Annotated in this window: 18 protein-coding genes and 1 tRNA gene; 13 read left to right on the plus strand and 6 right to left on the minus strand. The window is 71.1% G+C overall.

Translation table 11 applies throughout. The features are described from left to right. Positions 1 to 104 precede the first annotated feature (104 nt). The gene (aceE, locus tag ABZ721_RS39625; protein WP_358793693.1) at positions 105 to 2,837 is read right to left on the minus strand and encodes a pyruvate dehydrogenase (acetyl-transferring), homodimeric type; all 2,733 of its coding nucleotides are present in this window, start codon (positions 2,835 to 2,837) and stop codon (positions 105 to 107) included. Between the two features lie 403 nt (positions 2,838 to 3,240). Here aceE and ABZ721_RS39630 point away from each other — a divergent pair, with 403 nt between their 5' ends. From ABZ721_RS39630 to ABZ721_RS39645, 4 genes are all read left to right on the plus strand, one after another. Further along, positions 3,241 to 3,681, plus strand: coding sequence for a DUF3052 domain-containing protein (locus ABZ721_RS39630; protein ID WP_138356772.1), 441 nt, complete (start codon positions 3,241 to 3,243; stop codon positions 3,679 to 3,681). Positions 3,682 to 3,835: 154 nt separating this feature from the next. After that, on the plus strand, positions 3,836 to 4,294 hold the full coding sequence (locus ABZ721_RS39635; RefSeq protein WP_358793694.1) for a peroxiredoxin: 459 nt from the start codon (positions 3,836 to 3,838) through the stop codon (positions 4,292 to 4,294). A 99-nt stretch (positions 4,295 to 4,393) separates the two neighbouring features. Further along, positions 4,394 to 4,969, plus strand: a complete 576-nt coding sequence (locus ABZ721_RS39640) for a TerD family protein (RefSeq protein WP_138356774.1) — start codon at positions 4,394 to 4,396, stop codon at positions 4,967 to 4,969. 85 nt (positions 4,970 to 5,054) lie between these two features. Further along, complete coding sequence (locus ABZ721_RS39645) at positions 5,055 to 5,630, plus strand: TerD family protein (protein ID WP_358793695.1); 576 nt, start codon at positions 5,055 to 5,057, stop codon at positions 5,628 to 5,630. Between the two features lie 192 nt (positions 5,631 to 5,822). On the opposite strand, the gene ABZ721_RS39650 is transcribed toward ABZ721_RS39645, so the two are convergent. Continuing rightward, entirely contained in the window at positions 5,823 to 6,410 is a 588-nt protein-coding gene (locus ABZ721_RS39650; RefSeq protein ID WP_358793696.1) for a transposase, read from the minus strand. 205 nt (positions 6,411 to 6,615) lie between these two features. Between ABZ721_RS39650 and ABZ721_RS39655 the strand changes: the two genes are divergently transcribed. Together ABZ721_RS39655 and ABZ721_RS39660 are read left to right on the plus strand one after the other, a co-directional pair. Then, positions 6,616 to 7,758 carry a DUF475 domain-containing protein gene (locus ABZ721_RS39655; protein ID WP_358793697.1) on the plus strand — a complete coding sequence of 381 codons (1,143 nt, stop codon included), beginning with the start codon at positions 6,616 to 6,618 and terminating at the stop codon, positions 7,756 to 7,758. 85 nt (positions 7,759 to 7,843) lie between these two features. After that, the gene (locus ABZ721_RS39660) at positions 7,844 to 8,575 is read left to right on the plus strand and encodes a Tellurium resistance (RefSeq protein ID WP_358793698.1); all 732 of its coding nucleotides are present in this window, start codon (positions 7,844 to 7,846) and stop codon (positions 8,573 to 8,575) included. 64 nt (positions 8,576 to 8,639) lie between these two features. On the opposite strand, the gene ABZ721_RS39665 is transcribed toward ABZ721_RS39660, so the two are convergent. Continuing rightward, complete coding sequence (locus tag ABZ721_RS39665; RefSeq protein ID WP_358793699.1) at positions 8,640 to 9,470, minus strand: TerD family protein; 831 nt, start codon at positions 9,468 to 9,470, stop codon at positions 8,640 to 8,642. 177 nt (positions 9,471 to 9,647) lie between these two features. Between ABZ721_RS39665 and ABZ721_RS39670 the strand changes: the two genes are divergently transcribed. The 3 genes from ABZ721_RS39670 (at position 9,648) to ABZ721_RS39680 (ending at position 14,229) form a co-directional block, all read left to right on the plus strand. Continuing rightward, complete coding sequence (locus ABZ721_RS39670; RefSeq protein WP_358793700.1) at positions 9,648 to 10,814, plus strand: HpcH/HpaI aldolase/citrate lyase family protein; 1,167 nt, start codon at positions 9,648 to 9,650, stop codon at positions 10,812 to 10,814. Positions 10,815 to 10,945: 131 nt separating this feature from the next. Continuing rightward, positions 10,946 to 13,387: a phosphoribosyltransferase gene (locus ABZ721_RS39675; RefSeq protein WP_358793701.1), complete on the plus strand. Its 2,442-nt coding sequence runs from the start codon at positions 10,946 to 10,948 to the stop codon at positions 13,385 to 13,387. After that, positions 13,384 to 14,229 (plus strand): HAD family hydrolase, encoded by an 846-nt coding sequence (locus ABZ721_RS39680; protein WP_358793702.1) that lies wholly within the window; start codon positions 13,384 to 13,386, stop codon positions 14,227 to 14,229. Before ABZ721_RS39675 ends, ABZ721_RS39680 begins: the two co-directional genes overlap by 4 nt. Positions 14,230 to 14,296: 67 nt before the next feature. On the opposite strand, the gene ABZ721_RS39685 is transcribed toward ABZ721_RS39680, so the two are convergent. Next, complete coding sequence (locus ABZ721_RS39685) at positions 14,297 to 14,923, minus strand: nucleoside/nucleotide kinase family protein (RefSeq protein ID WP_358793703.1); 627 nt, start codon at positions 14,921 to 14,923, stop codon at positions 14,297 to 14,299. A 35-nt stretch (positions 14,924 to 14,958) separates the two neighbouring features. Here ABZ721_RS39685 and ABZ721_RS39690 point away from each other — a divergent pair, with 35 nt between their 5' ends. Continuing rightward, positions 14,959 to 15,618 carry an O-methyltransferase gene (locus ABZ721_RS39690; protein WP_358793704.1) on the plus strand — a complete coding sequence of 220 codons (660 nt, stop codon included), beginning with the start codon at positions 14,959 to 14,961 and terminating at the stop codon, positions 15,616 to 15,618. 20 nt (positions 15,619 to 15,638) lie between these two features. Here the strand turns inward: ABZ721_RS39690 and ABZ721_RS39695 are convergent, their stop codons facing one another. Next, positions 15,639 to 15,866 (minus strand): zinc ribbon domain-containing protein, encoded by a 228-nt coding sequence (locus tag ABZ721_RS39695; protein WP_358793705.1) that lies wholly within the window; start codon positions 15,864 to 15,866, stop codon positions 15,639 to 15,641. A 65-nt stretch (positions 15,867 to 15,931) separates the two neighbouring features. Next, positions 15,932 to 17,173 carry a hypothetical protein gene (locus ABZ721_RS39700; RefSeq protein ID WP_358793706.1) on the minus strand — a complete coding sequence of 414 codons (1,242 nt, stop codon included), beginning with the start codon at positions 17,171 to 17,173 and terminating at the stop codon, positions 15,932 to 15,934. A gap of 190 nt (positions 17,174 to 17,363) precedes the next feature. Here ABZ721_RS39700 and ABZ721_RS39705 point away from each other — a divergent pair. The 3 genes from ABZ721_RS39705 to ABZ721_RS39715 all read left to right on the plus strand — a co-directional run bounded on the left by ABZ721_RS39705 (position 17,364) and on the right by ABZ721_RS39715 (position 19,166). Further along, a tRNA-Val gene (locus ABZ721_RS39705) sits at positions 17,364 to 17,435 on the plus strand. Positions 17,436 to 17,675: 240 nt separating this feature from the next. Further along, the gene (locus ABZ721_RS39710; RefSeq protein WP_358793707.1) at positions 17,676 to 18,341 is read left to right on the plus strand and encodes a hypothetical protein; all 666 of its coding nucleotides are present in this window, start codon (positions 17,676 to 17,678) and stop codon (positions 18,339 to 18,341) included. A gap of 63 nt (positions 18,342 to 18,404) precedes the next feature. Continuing rightward, on the plus strand, positions 18,405 to 19,166 hold the full coding sequence (locus ABZ721_RS39715) for a hypothetical protein (RefSeq protein ID WP_358793708.1): 762 nt from the start codon (positions 18,405 to 18,407) through the stop codon (positions 19,164 to 19,166). The last annotated feature ends 63 nt before the right edge of the window (positions 19,167 to 19,229 follow it).

Here is a 19,229-nt window from a genome sequence, read left to right on the forward strand (position 1 = left end):
GCCGAGTACAGCGACCCGCAGACCTGGTGCAACCCGCCGGGGCGCGGGCTGAACCACGTCACGTGGTGCGGGCCCGGCGTCGAGATCGCTCAGCGCGGGACGCCTCAGGCGTCGCCGCCCGCGGCGCCGGGGTCGGCCGCCGCCACGTCGAGCAGCTGGTAGCGGTCCACCGCCTGCTTCAGCACCGAACGGTCGACCTTGCCGTCACGGGCGAGCTCGGTGAGCACCGCCAGGACGATCGACTGCGCGTCGATGTGGAAGAAGCGACGGGCCGCGCCACGGGTGTCGGCGAAGCCGAAACCGTCGGCGCCCAGCGACTGGTACGTGCCCGGAACCCAGCGCGAGATCTGGTCCGGAACCGCGCGCATCCAGTCCGAGACCGCCACGAACGGTCCCTGCACACCGGCGAGCTTGCTCGTGATGTACGGGACGCGCTGGTCCTCCTCGGGGTGGAGCAGGTTGTGCTCCTCCACCGCGATGGCGTCGCGCCGCAGCTCGTTCCACGACGTGGCCGACCAGACGTCCGCCTTGACGCCCCACTCGGCCGCGAGGATCCGCTGCGCCTCGACGGCCCACGGGACCGCCACGCCGGACGCCAGGATCTGCGCCGGGATGGTGCCCTCGGTGCCCGGCGCGTACCGGTACAGGCCCTTGAGGATGCCCTCGGCGTCCACGTCGGCCGGCTCGGCCGGGTGCTGGATCGGCTCGTTGTAGACGGTCAGGTAGTAGAAGACGTCCTCGGCGTTCTCGCCGTACATCCTCCGCAGACCGTCCTGCATGATGTGCGCGAGCTCGAAGCCGAACGCCGGGTCGTACGCGACGACGGCCGGGTTGGTCGAGGCGAGCAGCTGCGAGTGGCCGTCCGCGTGCTGCAGGCCCTCACCCGTGAGGGTGGTGCGGCCCGCGGTCGCGCCGAGCACGAAGCCGCGCGCCAGCTGGTCCGCCATCTGCCAGAACTGGTCACCCGTGCGCTGGAACCCGAACATCGAGTAGAAGACGTAGACCGGGATCATCGGCTCGCCGTGCGTCGCGTAGGCGGAGCCCGCCGCGATCAGCGAGGCCGTACAGCCCGCCTCGGAGATGCCGTCGTGCAGCATCTGGCCGGTCGGCGACTCCTTGTACGCGAGGAGCAGCTCACGGTCGACGGACTCGTACTGCTGGCCCAGCGGGTTGTAGATCTTCGCCGACGGGAAGAACGCGTCCATGCCGAAGGTGCGGTACTCGTCGGGGGCGATCAGCACGAAGCGCTTGCCGATCTCCTTGTCCCGCATGAGCTCCTTGAGGATGCGGACGAACGCCATGGTCGTGGCGATCGACTGCTGGCCCGAGCCCTTCTTGGCGGGCGCGTACGCCTTGTCGCCCGGCAGCTGCAGCGGCTTCGCGCGCACCACACGGGTCGGCACGTAGCCGCCGCACGCCTTGCGGTGGTCGTGCATGTACTGGATCTCTTCGGAGTCGCGACCCGGGTGGTAGTACGGCGGGTAGCCCTCGTCGAGCTGCTTGTCCGTGATCGGGATGTGCAGCCGGTCGCGGAAGCGCTTGAGGTCCTCGGTCGTGAGCTTCTTCATCTGGTGGGTCGCGTTGCGGCCCTCGAAGTTCGGCCCGAGCGTCCAGCCCTTGATGGTCTGGGCGAGGATCACCGTCGGCTGGCCCTTGTGGGCCTTGGCCGCCGCGTACGCCGCGTAGACCTTCTTGTGGTCGTGACCGCCGCGGCCGAGGTGCAGGATCTGCTCGTCGGTCATGTTCTCGACCATCTTGCGCAGCCGCTGGTCGTCACCGAAGAAGTGCTCGCGGATGTAGCCGCCGGTCTCGGTGGCGTACGTCTGGAACTGACCGTCCGGCGTGGTGTTCATCTTGTTGACCAGCAGGCCGTCGCGGTCCTGGGCGAGCAGCGGGTCCCAGCTGCGGTCCCAGATCAGCTTGATGACGTTCCAGCCGGCACCGCGGAACTGGGACTCCAGCTCCTGGATGATCTTGCCGTTGCCGCGCACCGGCCCGTCGAGGCGCTGCAGGTTGCAGTTGACGACGAAGGTCAGGTTGTCCAGGCCCTCACGGGCGGCGATCGACAGCTGGCCGAGCGACTCCGGCTCGTCCATCTCCCCGTCGCCCAGATACGCCCATACGTGCGACTTGGAGGTGTCGGCGATGCCGCGCGCCTCCATGTAGCGGTTCATCCGCGCCTGGTAGATCGCGCCGAGCGGGCCGAGGCCCATCGAGACGGTCGGGAACTCCCAGAAGTCCGGCATCAGCCGCGGGTGCGGGTAGCTGGACAGGCCGTACGGCGCCTTCGACTTCTCCTGGCGGAACGCGTCGAGCTGCTGCTCGGAGAGCCGGTCCAGAAGGAAGGCGCGGGCGTAGATGCCCGGGGAGGCGTGCCCCTGGAAGAAGATCTGGTCGCCGCCGTCGCCCTCGTCCTTGCCCCGGAAGAAGTGGTTGAAGCCCACGTCGTAGAGGGAGGCGGAAGAGGCGAACGTGGCGATGTGGCCGCCGACGCCGATCCCGGGGCGCTGTGCGCGCGACACCATGACCGCCGCGTTCCAGCGGGTCGCGTTCAGGACCTTGCGCTCGATCTCCTCGTTGCCGGGGAAGAAGGGCTCGTCCTTGGTCGCGATGGTGTTGATGTAGTCCGTGCTGCGCATCTCGGGCACCGCGACACGCTTCTCGCGGGCGCGTTCGATGAGGCGGAGCATGAGGTAGCGGGCACGCTCACGGCCGCGTTCGTCGATAGCCGCGTCGAGCGAGTCGAGCCATTCCGCCGTTTCCTCGGGATCAAAGTCCGGGACCTGGCTGGGAAGGCCGCCAATGATGATCGGGTTGCGATCGGATCCGGAAGCCACGCTGTTCCTTCGCTACTAGGTCTTGCTCTGCTGGGTCGCGCCGCCTCCATCGTGTACCGCGTCGCCAGAAACGTCATCTCTACTGAGCGGTAACTGCCACTCCGTGAGACGGAGAGGAGTGGTCGGCAGCCCCCTGGGGGTCCCCCCGGCCGGAGGTTGGGGGAGGCCAAATCGCAACTCTACGCCCACTCGGACGTACGACCGACCCCAGACTTCATTCGTGCACAACCCCGGCAAAGCGGCGTGATCTACGTCACGATTGGGCAGGCGGCTTGCGGTGACACGTCACCGTTTAGGCGGTCTCGGCGGCCGGGTACTTGCGCGATCCGCCGCGTCCGTGTGGACTACCGCCAATAACCCCGCACAGGCGCGGGGATTTTCCCCCCATGACAGGAGGCAAAGCGTGAGCGCGACCGCGGACCACGCGGAGGACCGGACCAACCCGGCTAGCCGGCTTGGATTCGAACCCGGACAGGTGGTCCAGGAACTCGGGTACGACGACGACTGCGACCAGGAGCTCCGAGAAGGTATCGAGGAGCTCACGGGCGAAGAGCTCGCCGATGAGGACTACGACGACGTGCCCGACGCCGTCCTGCTGTGGTTCAGGGAGGACGACGGCGACCTCACCGACACCTTGGTCGACGCCACGTCGACGATCGACGACGGCGCCCCGATCTGGCTGATGACCCCCAAGACGGGCCGTGAGGGCCACGTCGAACCGAGCGAGATCGGCGAGGCCGCCCAGACCGCGGGCCTGGCTCAGACCAGCACGGTCAACGCCGCCAAGGACTGGTCGGGCAGCCGCCTGGTCACCCCGAAGACGGCCAGGGCCGCCAAGCGGTAGCCCTACCGGACCCTGCGCCGTGCCCCCGCCGACTCCGGTCGCCGGGGGCACGGCGCGTTCCGGCGCCCTTCGCGGGTGCCGGGTGCGTTTGGCCGCGCGCGTGGGTGACAGACTGTCCGTGACCTTTCCGGTACCGAGACGAGGATGTGCCCGCATGGCGATCGAGGTCGGCAGCAAGGCCCCGGACTTCGAGCTGAAGAACCAGCACGGCCAGACCGTGCGGCTCTCCGACTTCCGCGGCGAGAAGAACGTCGTCCTGCTCTTCTACCCCTACGCGTTCACCGGGGTCTGCACCGGCGAGCTCTGCGCCCTGCGCGACGAGCTGCCGACGTTCCAGAACGACGACGTCCAACTCCTCGCCGTCTCCAACGACGCGCCCTTCTCGCTGCGCGTCTTCGCCGAGCAGGAGGGCCTCGGCTACCCGCTGCTCTCCGACTTCTGGCCGCACGGCGAGGCCTCCCGCGCCTACGGCGTCTTCGACGAGGAGAAGGGCTGCGCGGTCCGCGGCACCTTCGTCATCGACAAGGACGGCGTCGTCCGCTGGACCGTCGTGAACGGCCTTCCGGACGCCCGGGACCTCAATGACTACGCAAAGGCCCTCGAAGACCTGTAGTCCGGGGGAACCGCTCACTAAGCTCAACGCGTTGATCTGTGTACGCACGACGGGGGCGAGGGTTCTACCTGATACCCCACGACCGTATGGGAGGGACTCGTGGGAGTCAGCCTCAGCAAGGGTGGCAACGTCTCACTGACGAAGGAGGCGCCGAATCTCACGGCCGTCATCGTCGCTCTGGGATGGGACGCACGCACCACCACAGGCGCCGATTTCGACCTGGACGCGAGCGCGCTGCTGGCCAGCCCCGAGGGCAAGGTCATCTCCGACGCGCACTTCGTCTTCTTCAACAACCTCAAGAGCCCGGACGGCTCGGTCGAGCACCTCGGTGACAACCTCACCGGCTCGGGCGACGGGGACGACGAGGTCATCAAGGTGAACCTGGCCGGTGTGCCGGCCGATGTCGCCAAGATCGTCTTCCCGGTCTCGATCTACGAGGCCGAGAGCCGCCAGCAGAGCTTCGGCCAGGTCCGCAACGCGTACATCCGCGTCGTGAACCAGGCCGACAACAACGAACTGGCGCGCTACGACCTCACCGAGGACGCCTCGACCGAGACCGCCATGGTCTTCGGTGAGCTCTACCGCAACGGCGCGGAGTGGAAGTTCCGCGCCATCGGCCAGGGCTACGCCTCCGGACTGCGCGGCATCGCGCAGGACTTCGGCGTCAACGTCTGACCCGTCCGCGGCGCCGCACACCCGGCAGGGCGTGCGGCGCCGCGCACGTACCGACCTCAGCACGCACGGGGAGGAAGCGAAAACCATGGGCGTCACGCTCGCCAAGGGGGGCAATGTCTCCCTCAGCAAGGCCGCACCGAATCTCACCCAGGTGATGATCGGTCTCGGCTGGGACGCGCGCTCCACCACAGGAGCGCCGTTCGACCTCGACGCCAGCGCCCTGCTGTGCGCCAACGGCCGGGTACTCAGCGACGAACACTTCGTCTTCTACAACAACCTCAAGAGCCCCGAGGGCTCCGTCGAGCACACCGGGGACAACCTCACCGGTGAGGGCGAGGGCGACGACGAGGAGATCCTCGTCGACCTCGGCAAGGTCCCCGAGCGCGTCGACAAGGTCGTCTTCCCCGTCTCCATCCACGAGGCCGACAGCCGCGGCCAGACCTTCGGCCAGGTCAGCAACGCCTACATCCGCGTGGTCAACCAGTACGACCAGGCCGAGTTGGCCCGCTACGACCTCTCGGAAGACGCCTCCAGCGAAACCGCAATGATCTTCGGAGAGCTCTACCGCTACAACGGCGAGTGGAAATTCCGTGCCGTAGGCCAGGGGTACGCGTCAGGACTGCGAGGCATCGCCCTGGACTTCGGGGTCAACGTTTCTTGACCTCGCCCCGCCGTGACCGACCGGGATCCCCACCCTCGCGGGTGGGGGCTTCCTGCTTCCTCCGTCCCTGAACGGGGCGGGTCGCGTTCCGCGCCGCCGAAGTCCGGGTCTCCCCGCCTCCGCCGGTCCTACCGGAGCTCCACAGGCGTATCGGCCGGCGGCCCGCCGGTCCGTGTTCGGTGCGATGCCGACTCAAACGGCCGGTGGATCCATGGAGTGCCGGATCACGCCCGGCGGGCGCTCGCCGGGCGGCCCGGTGCCCGGCCGGCCCGCGTCCGCCGCCCAGCGGAAGCCCACGCCGGCCTGTACGTAGGTCGCGGAGTCCCTGGCCCGGTGTTTGCGCTTGTGCTGCGGATGCCTGGAGACGCCGCGGAAGAAACGGCTGTGGGCACGCTCCAGATGCCGCAGGGACTGCTGCAGCACCACGGAGGAGATCTCCCGCAGCCAGGCGGTCTCCTCCGTGTTGCGCCAGCCGGTCAGGGCGCGGCAGGTCTCGGTGTACCCGATCCGGACGTGATGCTGCCGCCAGGCGGACGAGCGCAGTTCGAGCGCCTGGTTGTACACCCACCGGCAGGCTCCGAAGGTGCGGTGCAGTTGGTGCGACTGGGCCTCGGTGGGGTAGCAGCGGAACCGGTAGCTTCGCTCCGTGGTCCCGACCGCCTTGATCCGCTCCCTCCCGATCCGGGTCCCGGCGGACCCGGATCGGCTCGGCGCCGGGATGCCCAGCCGCTCCAACTCCGGTCGCCCCACCCGCCGTACCCCCGCTTTCGATCGGACCATCCGAACATCACTTCATTCTCAACGACCGAATTGACATGAAGTGACGGGAAGTTCGTCACGTTTCGTATTGATGATGGATTGCGTCCCCGGAGGACCTGCTGCGGAAGGGGTGTACCGACTGGGTGGCGACGAAGCGGGTCGGTAGAGTCTTGGCAAAGCCGCGGACTACGCGGGGGATCTCTCGTAGAGAAGGACTGGGTAGCCCGTGCTCCTCAAGACATTCGGCTGGTCGTTCGGCATCACTGCCGCCGGCCTGGCCTTGGCGTACATCCTCTGGGGGTGGCAGGGGCTCGCGGTGGTCGCGATCCTGTCGGTCCTGGAGATCTCGCTGTCGTTCGACAACGCGGTGATCAACGCCGGGATCCTCCGGAAGATGAACGCCTTCTGGCAGAAGATGTTCCTTACCGTCGGCATCCTGATCGCCGTATTCGGTATGCGGCTGGTGTTCCCGGTCGTCATCGTCTCCATCACCGCCAAGCTCAATCCGGTCGAGGCGGTGGACGTCGCGATCAACGACCCCGACCGCTACGAGGCGCTGGTCACCGGCGCGCACCCGTCGATCGCGGCCTTCGGCGGGATGTTCCTCCTCATGATCTTCCTCGACTTCATTTTCGAGGAGCGGGACATCCGGTGGCTCGGCTGGCTGGAGAAGCCGCTCGGCAAGCTCGGCAAGCTGGACATGCTCTCCGTGGTGATCGCCATGGTCGTGCTGCTCATCGCCGCGACCACGGTCGCGACCAGCGTTCCGGTGCACGGCGGGGACGGCACGATCGACAAGAGCGCGACGGTGCTGCTGTCCGGGATCGCGGGGCTCATCACGTACCTGGTCGTCGGCGGGATCTCGGGCTACTTCGAGGACCAGTTGGAGGAGGCCGACGAGGAGGCGGAGGCCGAACAGGCCGAGGCCTCGTCGAAGAGCAGCACGGGTGCCGTCGTCGGACTGGCCGGCAAGGCCGCGTTCTTCATGTTCCTGTACCTCGAGGTCATCGACGCGTCGTTCTCGTTCGACGGCGTCATCGGCGCGTTCGCCATCACCAACGACATCTTCGAGATGGCGCTCGGCCTCGGCATCGGCGCCATGTACATCCGGTCGCTGACGGTGTTCCTGGTCCGCAAGGGCACCCTGGACGACTACGTGTACCTGGAGCACGGCGCGCACTACGCGATCGGCGCGCTGGCGGTCATCCTGCTCGTCACGATCAAGTACGAGATCAACGAGGTCATCACCGGCCTCGTCGGCGTCGTCCTGATCGCGGCTTCCTACTGGTCCTCGGTGGTGCGAAACCGGCGGATCGGGGAAAACTCAGAGGGGTCGAACGATACGGCGGAAGTCTCGTCCGGGGTCTGACAGCTCTGACAGGCTGAACCCCGGAGACACGTCCCGCCCCCCGCCGATCCGGCGGGGGGCGGCGTCTGTTGAGGGAGGGGTACTCATGGCCTGGTGGGATTTCCTGCGGCCCGGTGGGGCGACGCAGTTCGACATGGCGAACGCGCACACCGTGGAGCTCACGAAGCGACATCCCATGATCTCGCTGAGCAAGCAGGGCTCGGCGGTCGGCAACCTGCGGATCAACCTGAGCTGGCAGATGCGCACCTCGGACACCGGCGGCTGGAACAAGGGCCGCGGCGGGCTGTCAGCGCGCGGGATGAACCTGTTCAAGCCGGAGATCGTGCAGGCGGCGGGGCCGGCGATGGTCAACGTGGACCTGGACCTGGCGTGCATGTACGAGCTCGCCGACGGCTCGAAGGGCGTCGTCCAGCCGCTCGGCAACTTTCTCGGGGACCTGAACGAGGCGCCGTACGTCAAGCTCAGCGGCGACGACCGGTTCGGCGGCACGTCGGGCGAGACCATGCACATCAACTTCGACAAGCGGGACGAGTTCGTCCGGCTGCTGGTCTTCGTCTACATCTACGACGGCACGCCGGCCTTCGACCGCACGCACGCCATGGTCACGCTCTTCCCCAGCTCGGGTCCGCGGATCGAGATCCCGCTGAGCGAGCGCGAGCCGCAGGCGCGGTCGTGCGCCGTGGTGCTGATCGAGAACCGCAAGGGCGAGCTGATCGTGCGGCGCGAGGTGAAGTACGTCTACGGCTTCCAGGCCGAGATAGACCGGCTGTACGGCTGGGGCCTGCAGTGGGGCCGGGGGTACAAGACGAAGGTCTGACGCCCGGCCCGGCCCCCGTCCGGCACCGCCCCCGCTCGGCCCCCGTCCGGCACCGCCCCAGGCCTCAGCGGCGGCCCGGCTGGAACTGGGGGCCCTGCGGTGGCAGCACGAAGCCCGGAGGGCCCGCGACCGGCTGCGGGTACCCGTAGGCCGGTGCGGCGGGCTGCGGGCGCTGCTGCGGCGGCTGGGGGTACCCGTAGGCGGGCTGGGCCGGTACGTGGCCGGGAGCGGGCTCCGGGAGCGGGTAGCCGTACGCGGAGGTGGCTTCCGGCTCCGGGGCGGCGGGCGGCGCGTGGGCGGGCCCGCGGGAGCCCCCGGCGGACTCCGCGCCGGACTCCGCCTCGTCGTCCACGGCGATGCCGAACTCGGTCGCGAGTCCGACGAGGCCGGTGGCGTACCCCTGGCCGAGCGCGCGGAACTTCCACGTCGTGTCGCGGCGGTACAGCTCGCCGCAGATCAGGGCGGTCTCGTCGCCGGTGTCGGGGGTCACGTCGAAGGTCGCGAGGGGCGCGGACCCGACGGGCGCGCCCGTGTCGAAGAGCAGGACGTGCAGGTCGGGGACCTGGCCGAAGGAGCCGCCGTCGGCGGACGCGGCGATGACGACGCGCTCGACGGTCGGGTCCAGGGACGTCAGATCCACCTCGACGGTGTCGGTGAGCCCCTCCGGGACGCGCTTCTTCGGCAGGTGCCGGGCGAATCCTGAGGGATGCCTCGGCTCGTTGTAGAAGACGAAGTCCGCGTCCGAGCGGACCCGGCCGTCCGAGCCCAGCAGCAGGGCCGAGGCGTCGACGTCGGGGACGCCGACGCGGGGGCTCCAGCGCAGCACCGCCCTGATCCCCAGGACGTCCAGGGGGATGTTCGAGCCCTTCACCATCGCGTGCGTCATGGCGGTCATCCTGCCCTCCAGGGCGGGCGGGCCACAACGCAGGGGACTGGACGCGCCGTGAGCGGTCATACGACGGTCGTGCGGGGGTTACCTGATTTTCACGCGCGGGGGGAACGTCAGTCGTGTGAGCGCACGTACGATAATTCGCCAGATGCTATTCGGTCAGCCATGTATAAAAGGGGGCATATGCGCCACTTCGGACACCTTGCGACGGACGTACGGAACGAACTGTTCCACCGCGAGCCGCAGGAATTCACCGCGGACTCGTCCGCCCGAACGCTCTCCGTCGCCCTCGGCGCGACCCTCTACAGCCCGGCGACCCGGCCCCACCTGGCCGACGACGTTCTGAAGCAGGCCGCGCACGGTGTGGTGTCCATGGTGCTGTGCCTGGAGGACTCGATCGACGACCGCGAGGTGGTCGACGCCGAGGCCAATCTCGTCCGGCAGTTCGCCGACCTCGACCGGCGGCAGGGCGCGGGCGACCCCCCGCTGCTGTTCATACGGGTCCGCACTCCCGCGCAGATCAGCGACCTGGTGGAGCGGCTCGGCCACACCGTGCGCCTGCTGTCCGGATTCGTACTGCCGAAGTTCACCGAGGAGAGCGGCGTCCCCTTCATGGAGGCGCTGGCCGCCGCCGAGGCCGCCTGCGGCCACCGGCTCCTCGCCATGCCGGTCCTGGAGTCCCCGCAGCTGATGCACCTGGAGAGCCGCGTCGAGACGCTCTCCGGCATCTACCGCACGGTCGACAAGTACCGGGACCGGGTGCTGGCCCTGCGGCTGGGCGTGACGGACTTCTGCTCCTCGTACGCGCTGCGCAGGGCGCCCGCGATGACGGCGTACGACGTCCAGATCGTCGCCTCGGTCATCGCCGACGTCGTCAACGTCTTCGGGCGGGCCGACGGCACCGGCTTCACGGTGACCGGTCCGGTGTGGGAGTACTTCCGGCACCACGAGCGGATGTTCAAGCCGCAGCTGCGGCGCAGCCCCTTCACCCCGGAGGCGGAGGACCTGCGCACCGCGCTGATCGAGCGCGACATGGACGGGCTGCTGCGCGAGATCGAGCTGGACCGTGCCAACGGCCTCCAGGGCAAGACCTGCATCCACCCCACCCACGTCTTCCCCGTGCACGCGCTGAACGTGGTCACGCACGAGGAGTACTGCGACGCCGCGGACATCCTGCACGAGGACCGCACCGGCGGCGGGGTCCTGCGCTCCGCCTACACGAACAAGATGAACGAGGTGAAGCCGCACCGGGCCTGGGCCGAGCGCACCATGCGCCGCGCCGAGATCTTCGGGGTGGCCCGCGCCGACATCGGCTTCGTGGAACTGCTCGCGGCCTGCCTGCCGTCCTGATCGGTACCGGTTCCGAACCGCCCGGTTCCGAACCACCCGGTCCCGATGCCGTGCCGGTCCCGATGCCGCGCCACGCCTGATCCACACCGCGTCTGATCGACGCATCGACGCACAGAAGTGAGAAGCACCGCATGGCAGCAACACCGACATGGTCCGGCCAGTGGGTCGCGGACCGGCTGGACATCGCCCTGGAGGGCGAGGGGCTGAGCGAGCTGCTCGGGCTCGCGCTGCGGGACAACCCGAAGCGGGCGCACCTGCTGGTGTCGAACGTGCTGGGCAAGCACGTCCCCCAGCACCCCTTCGACGTCCACACCGCCGGGTACGGCCTCGGCTGCCGGGTGCGGGAGCTGCTCGGGGACGAGCAGGCCGCGCGGTCCGTCGTCCTCGGCTACGCGGAGACCGCGACGGGCCTGGGGCACGCGGTCGCCGACGGGCTCCTCCTCGCGCCGTACCTGCACTCGACGCGGCGGGCGGTCGCCGGGGTCGCGGCGGCCGGCGGTTTCGAGGAGGAGCACAGCCACGCGACCGGCCACCTGCTGCTGCCGGAGGACCCCGGGCTGCTGACGGGCGCCGGGCCGCTCGTGCTCGTGGACGACGAGTTCTCGACCGGCCAGACCGTCCTCAACACGATCAGGGACCTGCACGCCCGCCACCCGCGCGCCCACTACGTGGTCGTCGCGCTGGTGGACATGCGCTCCGACGCGGACCGGGAGCGGCTGACGGAGTTCGCCGCCGGGCTCGGCGCGCGCATCGACCTGCTGTCGCTGGCGTCCGGCACGGTCCGGCTGCCGGAGGGCGTGCTGGAGCGCGGCCAGGCGCTGGTCAGGGCGAGCGTGACGCCGCCGCCCGCGCCCGCGGCGGCGTACGAAACGGTCCGGGTGGACCTCGGCTGGCCCGAGGGGCTGCCGGACGGCGGGCGGCACGGCTTCACGCCCGCGCACCGCGAGCGGCTGGAGGCGGCCCTGCCGTCGATGGCCCTGGCGGTACGCCTGGCGCTCCCCGACGACGTGCGGAGCGTCCTGGTCCTCGGCAACGAGGAGCTGATGTACGCGCCGCTGCGGCTCGCCCAGGAGATCCAGGACGGGGTCGCCGCCGACGTCAGCTTCTCCACCACCACCCGCTCACCCGTGCTGGCCGTGGACGACCCCGGCTACGCGATCCGCAGCCGGATCGTCTTCCCCGCCCACGACGACCCCTCCGACGGGCCGGGCCCGCGCTACGCCTACAACGTGGCGGGCGGCGGCTTCGACGCCATCGTCGCCGTGGTGGACTCGGCGGGGGACACCCCGGCACTGCACGCGCCCGACGGGCTGCTCGCGCACCTCGCCGCCCATACCGGGCGGGTACTGCTCGCGGTCGTGCCCGCGTACCAACCGAACGGACAGGTTCAGCAGATGGCCCAGACCTCCACCCTCCCCGCCCCCCTGCGCGGTCCGGCGTTCTCGTCGTACGCGGCCGACGAGGTCGGATGGCTGCTGAAGGACGTGTCGGACGTCGAGCTGGAGGCGCCGACCGAGGAGCGCGAGGAGGCGATACAGAGCGGCGGGGCGCACTACGCCGAGTCGCTGCCGGTCGAGTACCAGCCGAGCGAGGCGTACCAGGCGCTCTTCCGTGCCGCGCTGGAGACCTCCGCCGACCGGATCGCGCGGGCGGTGGGCGCGGTGACGGAACTGGTGCTCGCCGAGCGCGGCCCGGACGCCGTCCTCGTCTCGCTGGCGCGGGCCGGCACCCCGGTCGGGGTGCTGATGCGCCGCTGGGCGCGGCACGCGCACGGCCTGGAGCTGCCGCACTACGCGGTGTCGATCGTGCGCGGCCGCGGCATCGACACCACCGCGCTGCGCTGGCTGGCCGAGCACCACGACCCGGAGCAGGTCGTCTTCGTCGACGGCTGGACCGGCAAGGGCGCCATCACCCGGGAGCTGGCCGAGGCCGTCAAGCCCTTCGGGAACTTCAACCCAGACATCGCGGTGCTCGCCGACCCGGGCGGCTGCGTGGGCACCTACGGCACCCGGGACGACTTCCTCATCCCCTCCGCGTGCCTCAACTCCACCGTCTCCGGGCTCATCTCGCGCACGGTGCTGCGCGCGGACCTGATCGGTCCCGACGAGTTCCACGGCGGGAAGTTCTACCGCGAGCTGGCCGATTCCGACGTCTCCGGGCTCTTCCTGGACACGGTGACGGCCCGCTTCGACGCGGTCGCCGACGCGGTCACCGCGGACGTGAAGGAGCTGCGGTCGCAGGACCGCAGCCCGACCTGGGAGGGCTGGGCCGCCGTCGAGCGGATCAGCGAGGAGTACGGCATCGGGGACGTGAACCTCGTCAAGCCCGGTGTCGGCGAGACGACGCGGGTGCTGCTGCGCCGCGTCCCGTGGAAGATCCTGGCGCAGCGCGGCGCCGGGGCCGACCTGGACCACGTGCGGCTGCTCGCCGAGCAGCGCGGGGTGCCGGTCGAGGAGGTGGACGGCCTGCCGTACTCCTGCGTCGGCCTGATCCACCCGAGGTTCACCCGGGGGGCCACGGGCGCCGACGGCCTGGCGGCCGTCACCACCGATGGCACGGAGGCCGCCCGATGAGCGCCGGACGCCGTACCCTCGCCGCCAGCGACCTGGACCGGACGCTGATCTACTCCTCCGCCGCGCTCGCGCTCGGCATGCCCGACGAGCACGCGCCGCGGCTGCTCTGCGTCGAGGTGCACGAGGCGAAGCCGCTGTCGTTCATGACGGAGACGGCGGCCGGGCTGGTGCGGCGGCTGGCCGCCGAGGCGGAGTTCGTGCCCGCCACCACCCGCACCCGCAAGCAGTACCGGCGGATCAGCCTGCCGGGCCCGGTGCCGCGCTTCGCGATCTGCGCCAACGGCGGCCACCTGCTGGTCGACGGCCGCACGGACCAGGACTGGAACGCCGAGATGCGCCGCCGCCTCGCGGACGGCTCGGTGCCGCTCGCGGAGGTGCGCGCGCACCTGGCGCGGGTGACGGACCCGGCGTGGCTGCGCAAGGAGCGGGTGGCCGAGGACCTCTTCGCGTACCTGGTGGTGGAGCGGGCGCTGCTGCCGGAGAACTTCGTGAAGGACCTCACCGAGTGGGCCGACGGGCGCGGCTGGACGGTGTCGCTGCAGGGCCGGAAGATCTACACGGTCCCCAAGCCGCTGCGCAAGAGCGCGGCGCTCGAGGAGGTCGTCCGGCGTACCGGTGCCACCGAGGTGCTGGCCGCGGGCGACTCCCTGCTCGACGCCGACCTGCTGCTCGCCGCCGACCTCGGCTGGCAGCCGGGCCACGGCGAGCTGGCCGACAGCGGCTGGAGGGCCCCGCACGTGACGCCGCTGGAGACGCTGGGCGTCGCCGCGGGCGAGGAGATCCTGCGGCGGATGCTCGCCAGGGTGGCGGCCGGTGCGCAGGACGGCGCCGAGGCCGCGTGAGGCCGGCGGTGAGTGGCTGAGGGGTGAAGCGGCAGGGGTGAAGCGGCTGACGGCGCCGGGCGCGCCGTCAGCCCTTGGTGGTCACCACGCGCGTGCAGTTGGCGCGGGCGGCCTCGACCCGGGCCGCGTTGGGACGTTCGCTGGACGCTATGAAGGCGTGCGCCTCGGACTCGCTGCGCCCGCCGCGGACATGGCGGCGCAGCAGCCGCCGCTCGCGCACCGACCGCGGGGCGTCGACGAACCACAGCTCGTCGAGCAGATCGCGCACCGCCTCCCAGCCCGGTCCGTCGTCGGCGAGGTAGTTCCCCTCCGTGACGACCAGCCGCACCCGCGGGAGCACGACGAGGCCCGCGGCGATCGGCTCCTCCAGCCGGCGGTCGAACTCGGGCACGTAGACCGGCCGTTCGTGGCGGGAGCGCAGCCGCCGCAGCAGCTGGACGTAGCCGTCCACGTCGAAGGTGTCGGGCGCGCCCTTGCGGCCGGCGCGGCCCAGCCGCGCCAACTGGGCGTTGGACAGGTGGAAACCGTCCATCGGGACGTAGGCGGCCGTGTCCGCGCCGAGCCGGGTGTTGACGCCGTCGACCAGCCGCCGGGCGAGCGTGGACTTGCCCGCGGCGGGCGCGCCGGCCAACCCCAGCAGGGCCCTGCGGCCTGGAATGCTGGGGACGAGGGCGACGGCGTCATCGACGAGCATGCCCGTCACCTTAGGCGCCCATCCGAGGAGAGACCTTGTACGAGACGAAGAATCCGCAGCTCACCCCCGAGCTGTACGCGTATGTACTGGCGCACAACCCGCCCCTGGACCCGGTCCAGCGGGAACTGGTCGAGGAGACCCACTCGCGGCTCGCGGACGTGTCGGGGCTGCAGACCGCGGAGGAGCAGGGGCCGCTGCTCGCGTTCCTGGTGCGGCTGATCGGGGCCCGGCGCATCGTCGAGGTCGGCACGTTCACCGGGTTCTCCACCCTGTCGATGGCCCAGGCGATGCCGAAGGACGGGCAGCTCATCGCCTGCGACCTCTCCGAGGAGTGGACGGCCGTCGGCCGCGCGGCGTGGGCGAAGGCGGGTGTCGCGGACCGGATCGACCTGCGGATCGCCCCGGCGCTGGACACGCTGCGCGCGCTGCCCGAGGGGCCGTGGATCGACTTCGTCTTCCTCGACGCGGACAAGGTGAGCTACCTCGCGTACTGGGAGGAGCTGGTGCCGCGGATGAACCCCGGCGGCCTGCTCGTCGCCGACAACACCCTGTACGGCGGTGCGGTCGCCGACCCGGCCGTCGAGGGCCCGGCGGCGGCCATCCGCGCGTTCAACGACCGGGTCCGGGAGGACGACCGGGTGGACGACGTGCTGTTGACGGTGGCGGACGGCCTGACCGTCGCCCGCCGCCGGTAGGGCTCGACGGCCCCGGCCGGTCAGCCGCAGCAGCCGCCTCCGCAGCAGCCGCCTCCGCAGCAGCCGCCACCGCCGCCGCCACCCGACGCGGGGGCGGCGGCGCTGCCGCCCACGGCGACGGCCGACAGCAGCTTCACCGTGTCGTCGTGCCCCTCCGGGCAGCTCGCGGGGGCGGCGGACTCGGCCATCGGCCGGTTCAGCTCGAAGGTGGTACCGCAGGACCGGCAGCGAAACTCGTATCGGGGCATGCCCGAAGAATAGCCGCGTGCCGTGGAGGCCGGAACGATACGTCCCACCCGCCCCGGGAGGGGCGTCAGCGGCCCTGCGCCCGGTCCTCACGGATGTTCGCGACCACCCGGTTCACGGTCTCCCGGACGGACGCCGTCTCGGTGAGGAAGGCCCAGTAGTCCGGGTGCCGGCCCTCCAGCGCGGCGAGCGCCCGGTCCAGCCGCGCCACCGCGTCGTCCAGCGGGCGGGCGTGCCGGGGCTCGGGGGTCGTACGGCCCTGCATCGCGAGCCGCTGCGCGTCCCGGATGGCGAACCGGGTCTTCTCGACCTCGGCCTTCGGGTCCTTGCTGACCTCGTTCAGCCTCCGCAGCCGGTCGCCGGCGGCGGAGACCGAGCCGTCCACGTCGTCCAGCAGCGCCCGCACCGTGCTCAGCCGGGAGGTCGCGTCGGCCCAGCGCTGCTCGTCGCGCGCCTTCGCGGCCTCGGCGAGCTTGGCGCTCGCCTGCGCCACGGCGGTCTCCGCCTGGGCGGGCACCTGCTGCAGGTCCTGCCAGCACGCCAGCGAGAACCGCCGCCGCAGTTCGCTGAGGACCGGCTCGACGCCGCCGGCCCGGGTGGCCAGCGCCTCGACGCGGGTGCGCAGGCTGACCAGCCGCTTGTCGATCTCCTTCGCCTGCTCCGGCAGCCGCGCGGCCTCCGCCCGGATCGCCTCCGCGCGGCGCTGTACGTCCTCCGCGCGCGCCAGCGTCTCCGGCACGCCGTGCGTGCCGGCCCCCTGGTTCAGCTTCGTCAGCTCCGGCGAGAGCGCCGCCAGCCGCGCGGCCAGCTCGTCGCCCTTGAGCCCGGCGGCCCGGACCGCGTCCAGCGCGTTGCTCGCCGCCAACAGCCCCTGGCGCGCCCGCTCCACCGCCGGCGCGAGCCGCGCCAGCTGCGTCTCGGCCTTCCCCAGCAGGGGCGCGAGGCTCGCCGCGAACCGGTCCAGGTCCGCCTTGGTGCGGGCGAGGTCGTCCTTGGCCTTGGTCAGCTCGTTGCGCGCCCGGCCGGCGGCCGACGCGTCCAGCTCGTCATGGTCCAGGTCGTGGGCGTCGACGGTGGCGATGTACGCCGCGCTGACCTGGTCGATCTGCTCGCCGAGCGAGCGGAACCCGGCCACCGCGCGCTGCGCGGCGGGCGAGTTGTCCACGGCGCTGATGGTCTCTATCGACAGGTCCAGGTCCCGCTGCGCGGTGTCCAGCTCGTAGAAGGCCTGGGAGGCGGCATCCTTAGCGGCCTGGGCGTCGGCGCGCAGATTGTCGCCGCGCCGCCACCACGAGCGTGCCGTCGTCACAGTGACTCTCTCCCGCAGGTCCGCCGCTGGTGTCTGTCGGCTCCAGTCTCCCACCTGACCAAGACGAATACACGGCCCGGGCCGGTTGCACGCACGCGTGACCGAACGCCGGGAGGATGCTTTACCCGCCCTTGGTATCCGGTTGGGGAGCACGCGGTCCGGCGGGGTAACCTGTTCCTTCACGTTCCGCGGGCGTGTAGCTCAGTGGTAGAGCAGCGCCTTTACACGGCGCTGGTCGGCGGTTCGAACCCGTCCACGCCCACCGCTCGATCCATCCGGGAGCCCCCGGCCAGCCATGGCCGGGGGCTCCCGGCGTTCCCGGGGCGGAGGGGCCGCCGGCGGGCGCCGGCCGCCGTCGTTCGAACTGGTGCGGGGTTTAACGATCTTGCGTTGATTCGTTCGGGGGAACGGACTCGAACCGGGACATGGCCATGGGATGCTGGCCCGCAAAATCTGTTCTGTGAGAAACAGGTGGGGAAGGGCTGCCCTGCGGGCGGCAGTCGTGGCGGCAGGGGCCGTCCTGTGCGGTTCGGGGCTGCTGGTACCGGCGGCGATCGCCGACGAGGAGTGTGCGGCGCCGGTCGTGGTCGACGTGGACCAGGGGGCGGTGCACGTCTGCGTGCGGCCTCCCCACGGCCACGGGCACGGTGACGAGGACGGCGACGACGGCCACGGCCACGGCCACGGCCCCTGGCATCACCACCACTGCCACTGCTACTGGCACTGGCACCACGGCCATCCGTCCTGCCCCGAGCCGACCCCCACGCCGACTCCCACCCCCACCCCCACGCCCACCCCCACACCCACCCCGACGCCGACCCCCACGCGGACCCCCACGCCCACGCCCACCCCCGCGCCGACGCACGCGGTCGTCCCGCCCCCGCGGACCACCCCGCCGCCCCGCGTCAGGCCCTCGCCGGCCCCGGCGCCGCCGCGCGAGCCGGCCCCGGTCGTGACCCCTGCGCCGACCTCGTCCCCGACCCCGTCGCCGCGCTACGCCCCGCCCCCGCGCCCCGCCGTCCACTGGCCGGCCCCCGTCGCGGCTCCGTCGCCGCCCAAGCGCCACCGGCAGCCGCTGATGATGACGATGCTGCTCACGACGGTGCCGGGACTGCTCGCGGCGGCCGTGCTCAAGCCGGGATCGGGTGTGTACCGCAGGGGCCGTTGACGTCGTCGGACGCCCGGTGACCCGTAGACCCGCTGTCAGTTCCGTCAGCTAGGAGAGTTCCTCATGTCGCAGTGGATTGCCCTGATGATCGCGATGGCCGCCGCCTGCGCGGTCGTCATCACGGTCGTGGTGCTCAGACAGCGGCGGGTGCCGGCGGACGACGACCCGTCCGAGACGCCCGACGTCATCGAGTACATGACGATGATGATCGGGGTGATCTACGCGATCGTGCTGGGCCTGGCGATCGCGGGCGTGTGGGAGGGCCAGGGCGCGGCACAGGACGGGGTGGTGCGCGAGGCGCAGGCCCTGCACGAGGTCAGTACGCGCGTGCAGGTCTACCCGCCCGAGGTGCGGGACCGGATCCGGGCGGACGTCGACGCGTACGTCGGGTACGTGGTCCACGAGGAGTGGCCGTACATGGCCGACCACGCAGCCCTCTCGCCGAAGGGCACGGAACTGCTGTCGGTGGTGCGCCGGGACGTGACGGAGTACGCGCCCAAGGGCGACCTCGACGCGCAGGCCTACCAGCCGGTGGTGGACCAGGTCGCGGCGGCCGACGAGGCGCGCACCGCGCGCGGGCAGAACGCGGGCGCGACCATGCCGGGGATGGTGTGGTTCGGCCTCATCGCGGGCGCCCTGGCGACGGTGGGGCTGATCTTCACGCTGCAGATCCGGCGCTCGGGGCGTGAGTTGCTGCTGGCCGGCCTGTTCAGCGCGCTCATCGCGTTCCTGCTGTTCCTGATCTGGGACCTCGACGCCCCCTTCGGCCAGGGCATCTCGGTCGGCCCCGACGTCTTCCTGGACCTGTTCCCCTCCCTGCAGTAGCGAGGAGGGGAGGCAGCGGGGGCAACGCGAAGGGCGGTGGCCGGGGAGGGATCCCCGGCCACC

Source organism: Streptomyces sp. NPDC006733, assembly GCF_040636125.1.
Lineage (GTDB): Bacteria > Actinomycetota > Actinomycetes > Streptomycetales > Streptomycetaceae > Actinacidiphila.

Coding starts and splice junctions, on each gene's coding strand:
- ABZ721_RS39685 (WP_358793703.1), bottom strand. CDS start 14,923: ATGCTCGTCGATGACGCCGTCGCCCTCGTCCCCAGCATTCCAGGCCGC.
- ABZ721_RS39660 (WP_358793698.1), top strand. CDS start 7,844: ATGGCCTGGTGGGATTTCCTGCGGCCCGGTGGGGCGACGCAGTTCGAC.
- ABZ721_RS39680 (WP_358793702.1), top strand. CDS start 13,384: ATGAGCGCCGGACGCCGTACCCTCGCCGCCAGCGACCTGGACCGGACG.
- ABZ721_RS39675 (WP_358793701.1), top strand. CDS start 10,946: ATGGCAGCAACACCGACATGGTCCGGCCAGTGGGTCGCGGACCGGCTG.
- ABZ721_RS39715 (WP_358793708.1), top strand. CDS start 18,405: ATGTCGCAGTGGATTGCCCTGATGATCGCGATGGCCGCCGCCTGCGCG.
- ABZ721_RS39695 (WP_358793705.1), bottom strand. CDS start 15,866: ATGCCCCGATACGAGTTTCGCTGCCGGTCCTGCGGTACCACCTTCGAG.
- ABZ721_RS39645 (WP_358793695.1), top strand. CDS start 5,055: ATGGGCGTCACGCTCGCCAAGGGGGGCAATGTCTCCCTCAGCAAGGCC.
- ABZ721_RS39670 (WP_358793700.1), top strand. CDS start 9,648: ATGCGCCACTTCGGACACCTTGCGACGGACGTACGGAACGAACTGTTC.
- ABZ721_RS39650 (WP_358793696.1), bottom strand. CDS start 6,410: ATGGTCCGATCGAAAGCGGGGGTACGGCGGGTGGGGCGACCGGAGTTG.
- ABZ721_RS39635 (WP_358793694.1), top strand. CDS start 3,836: ATGGCGATCGAGGTCGGCAGCAAGGCCCCGGACTTCGAGCTGAAGAAC.
- ABZ721_RS39665 (WP_358793699.1), bottom strand. CDS start 9,470: ATGACCGCCATGACGCACGCGATGGTGAAGGGCTCGAACATCCCCCTG.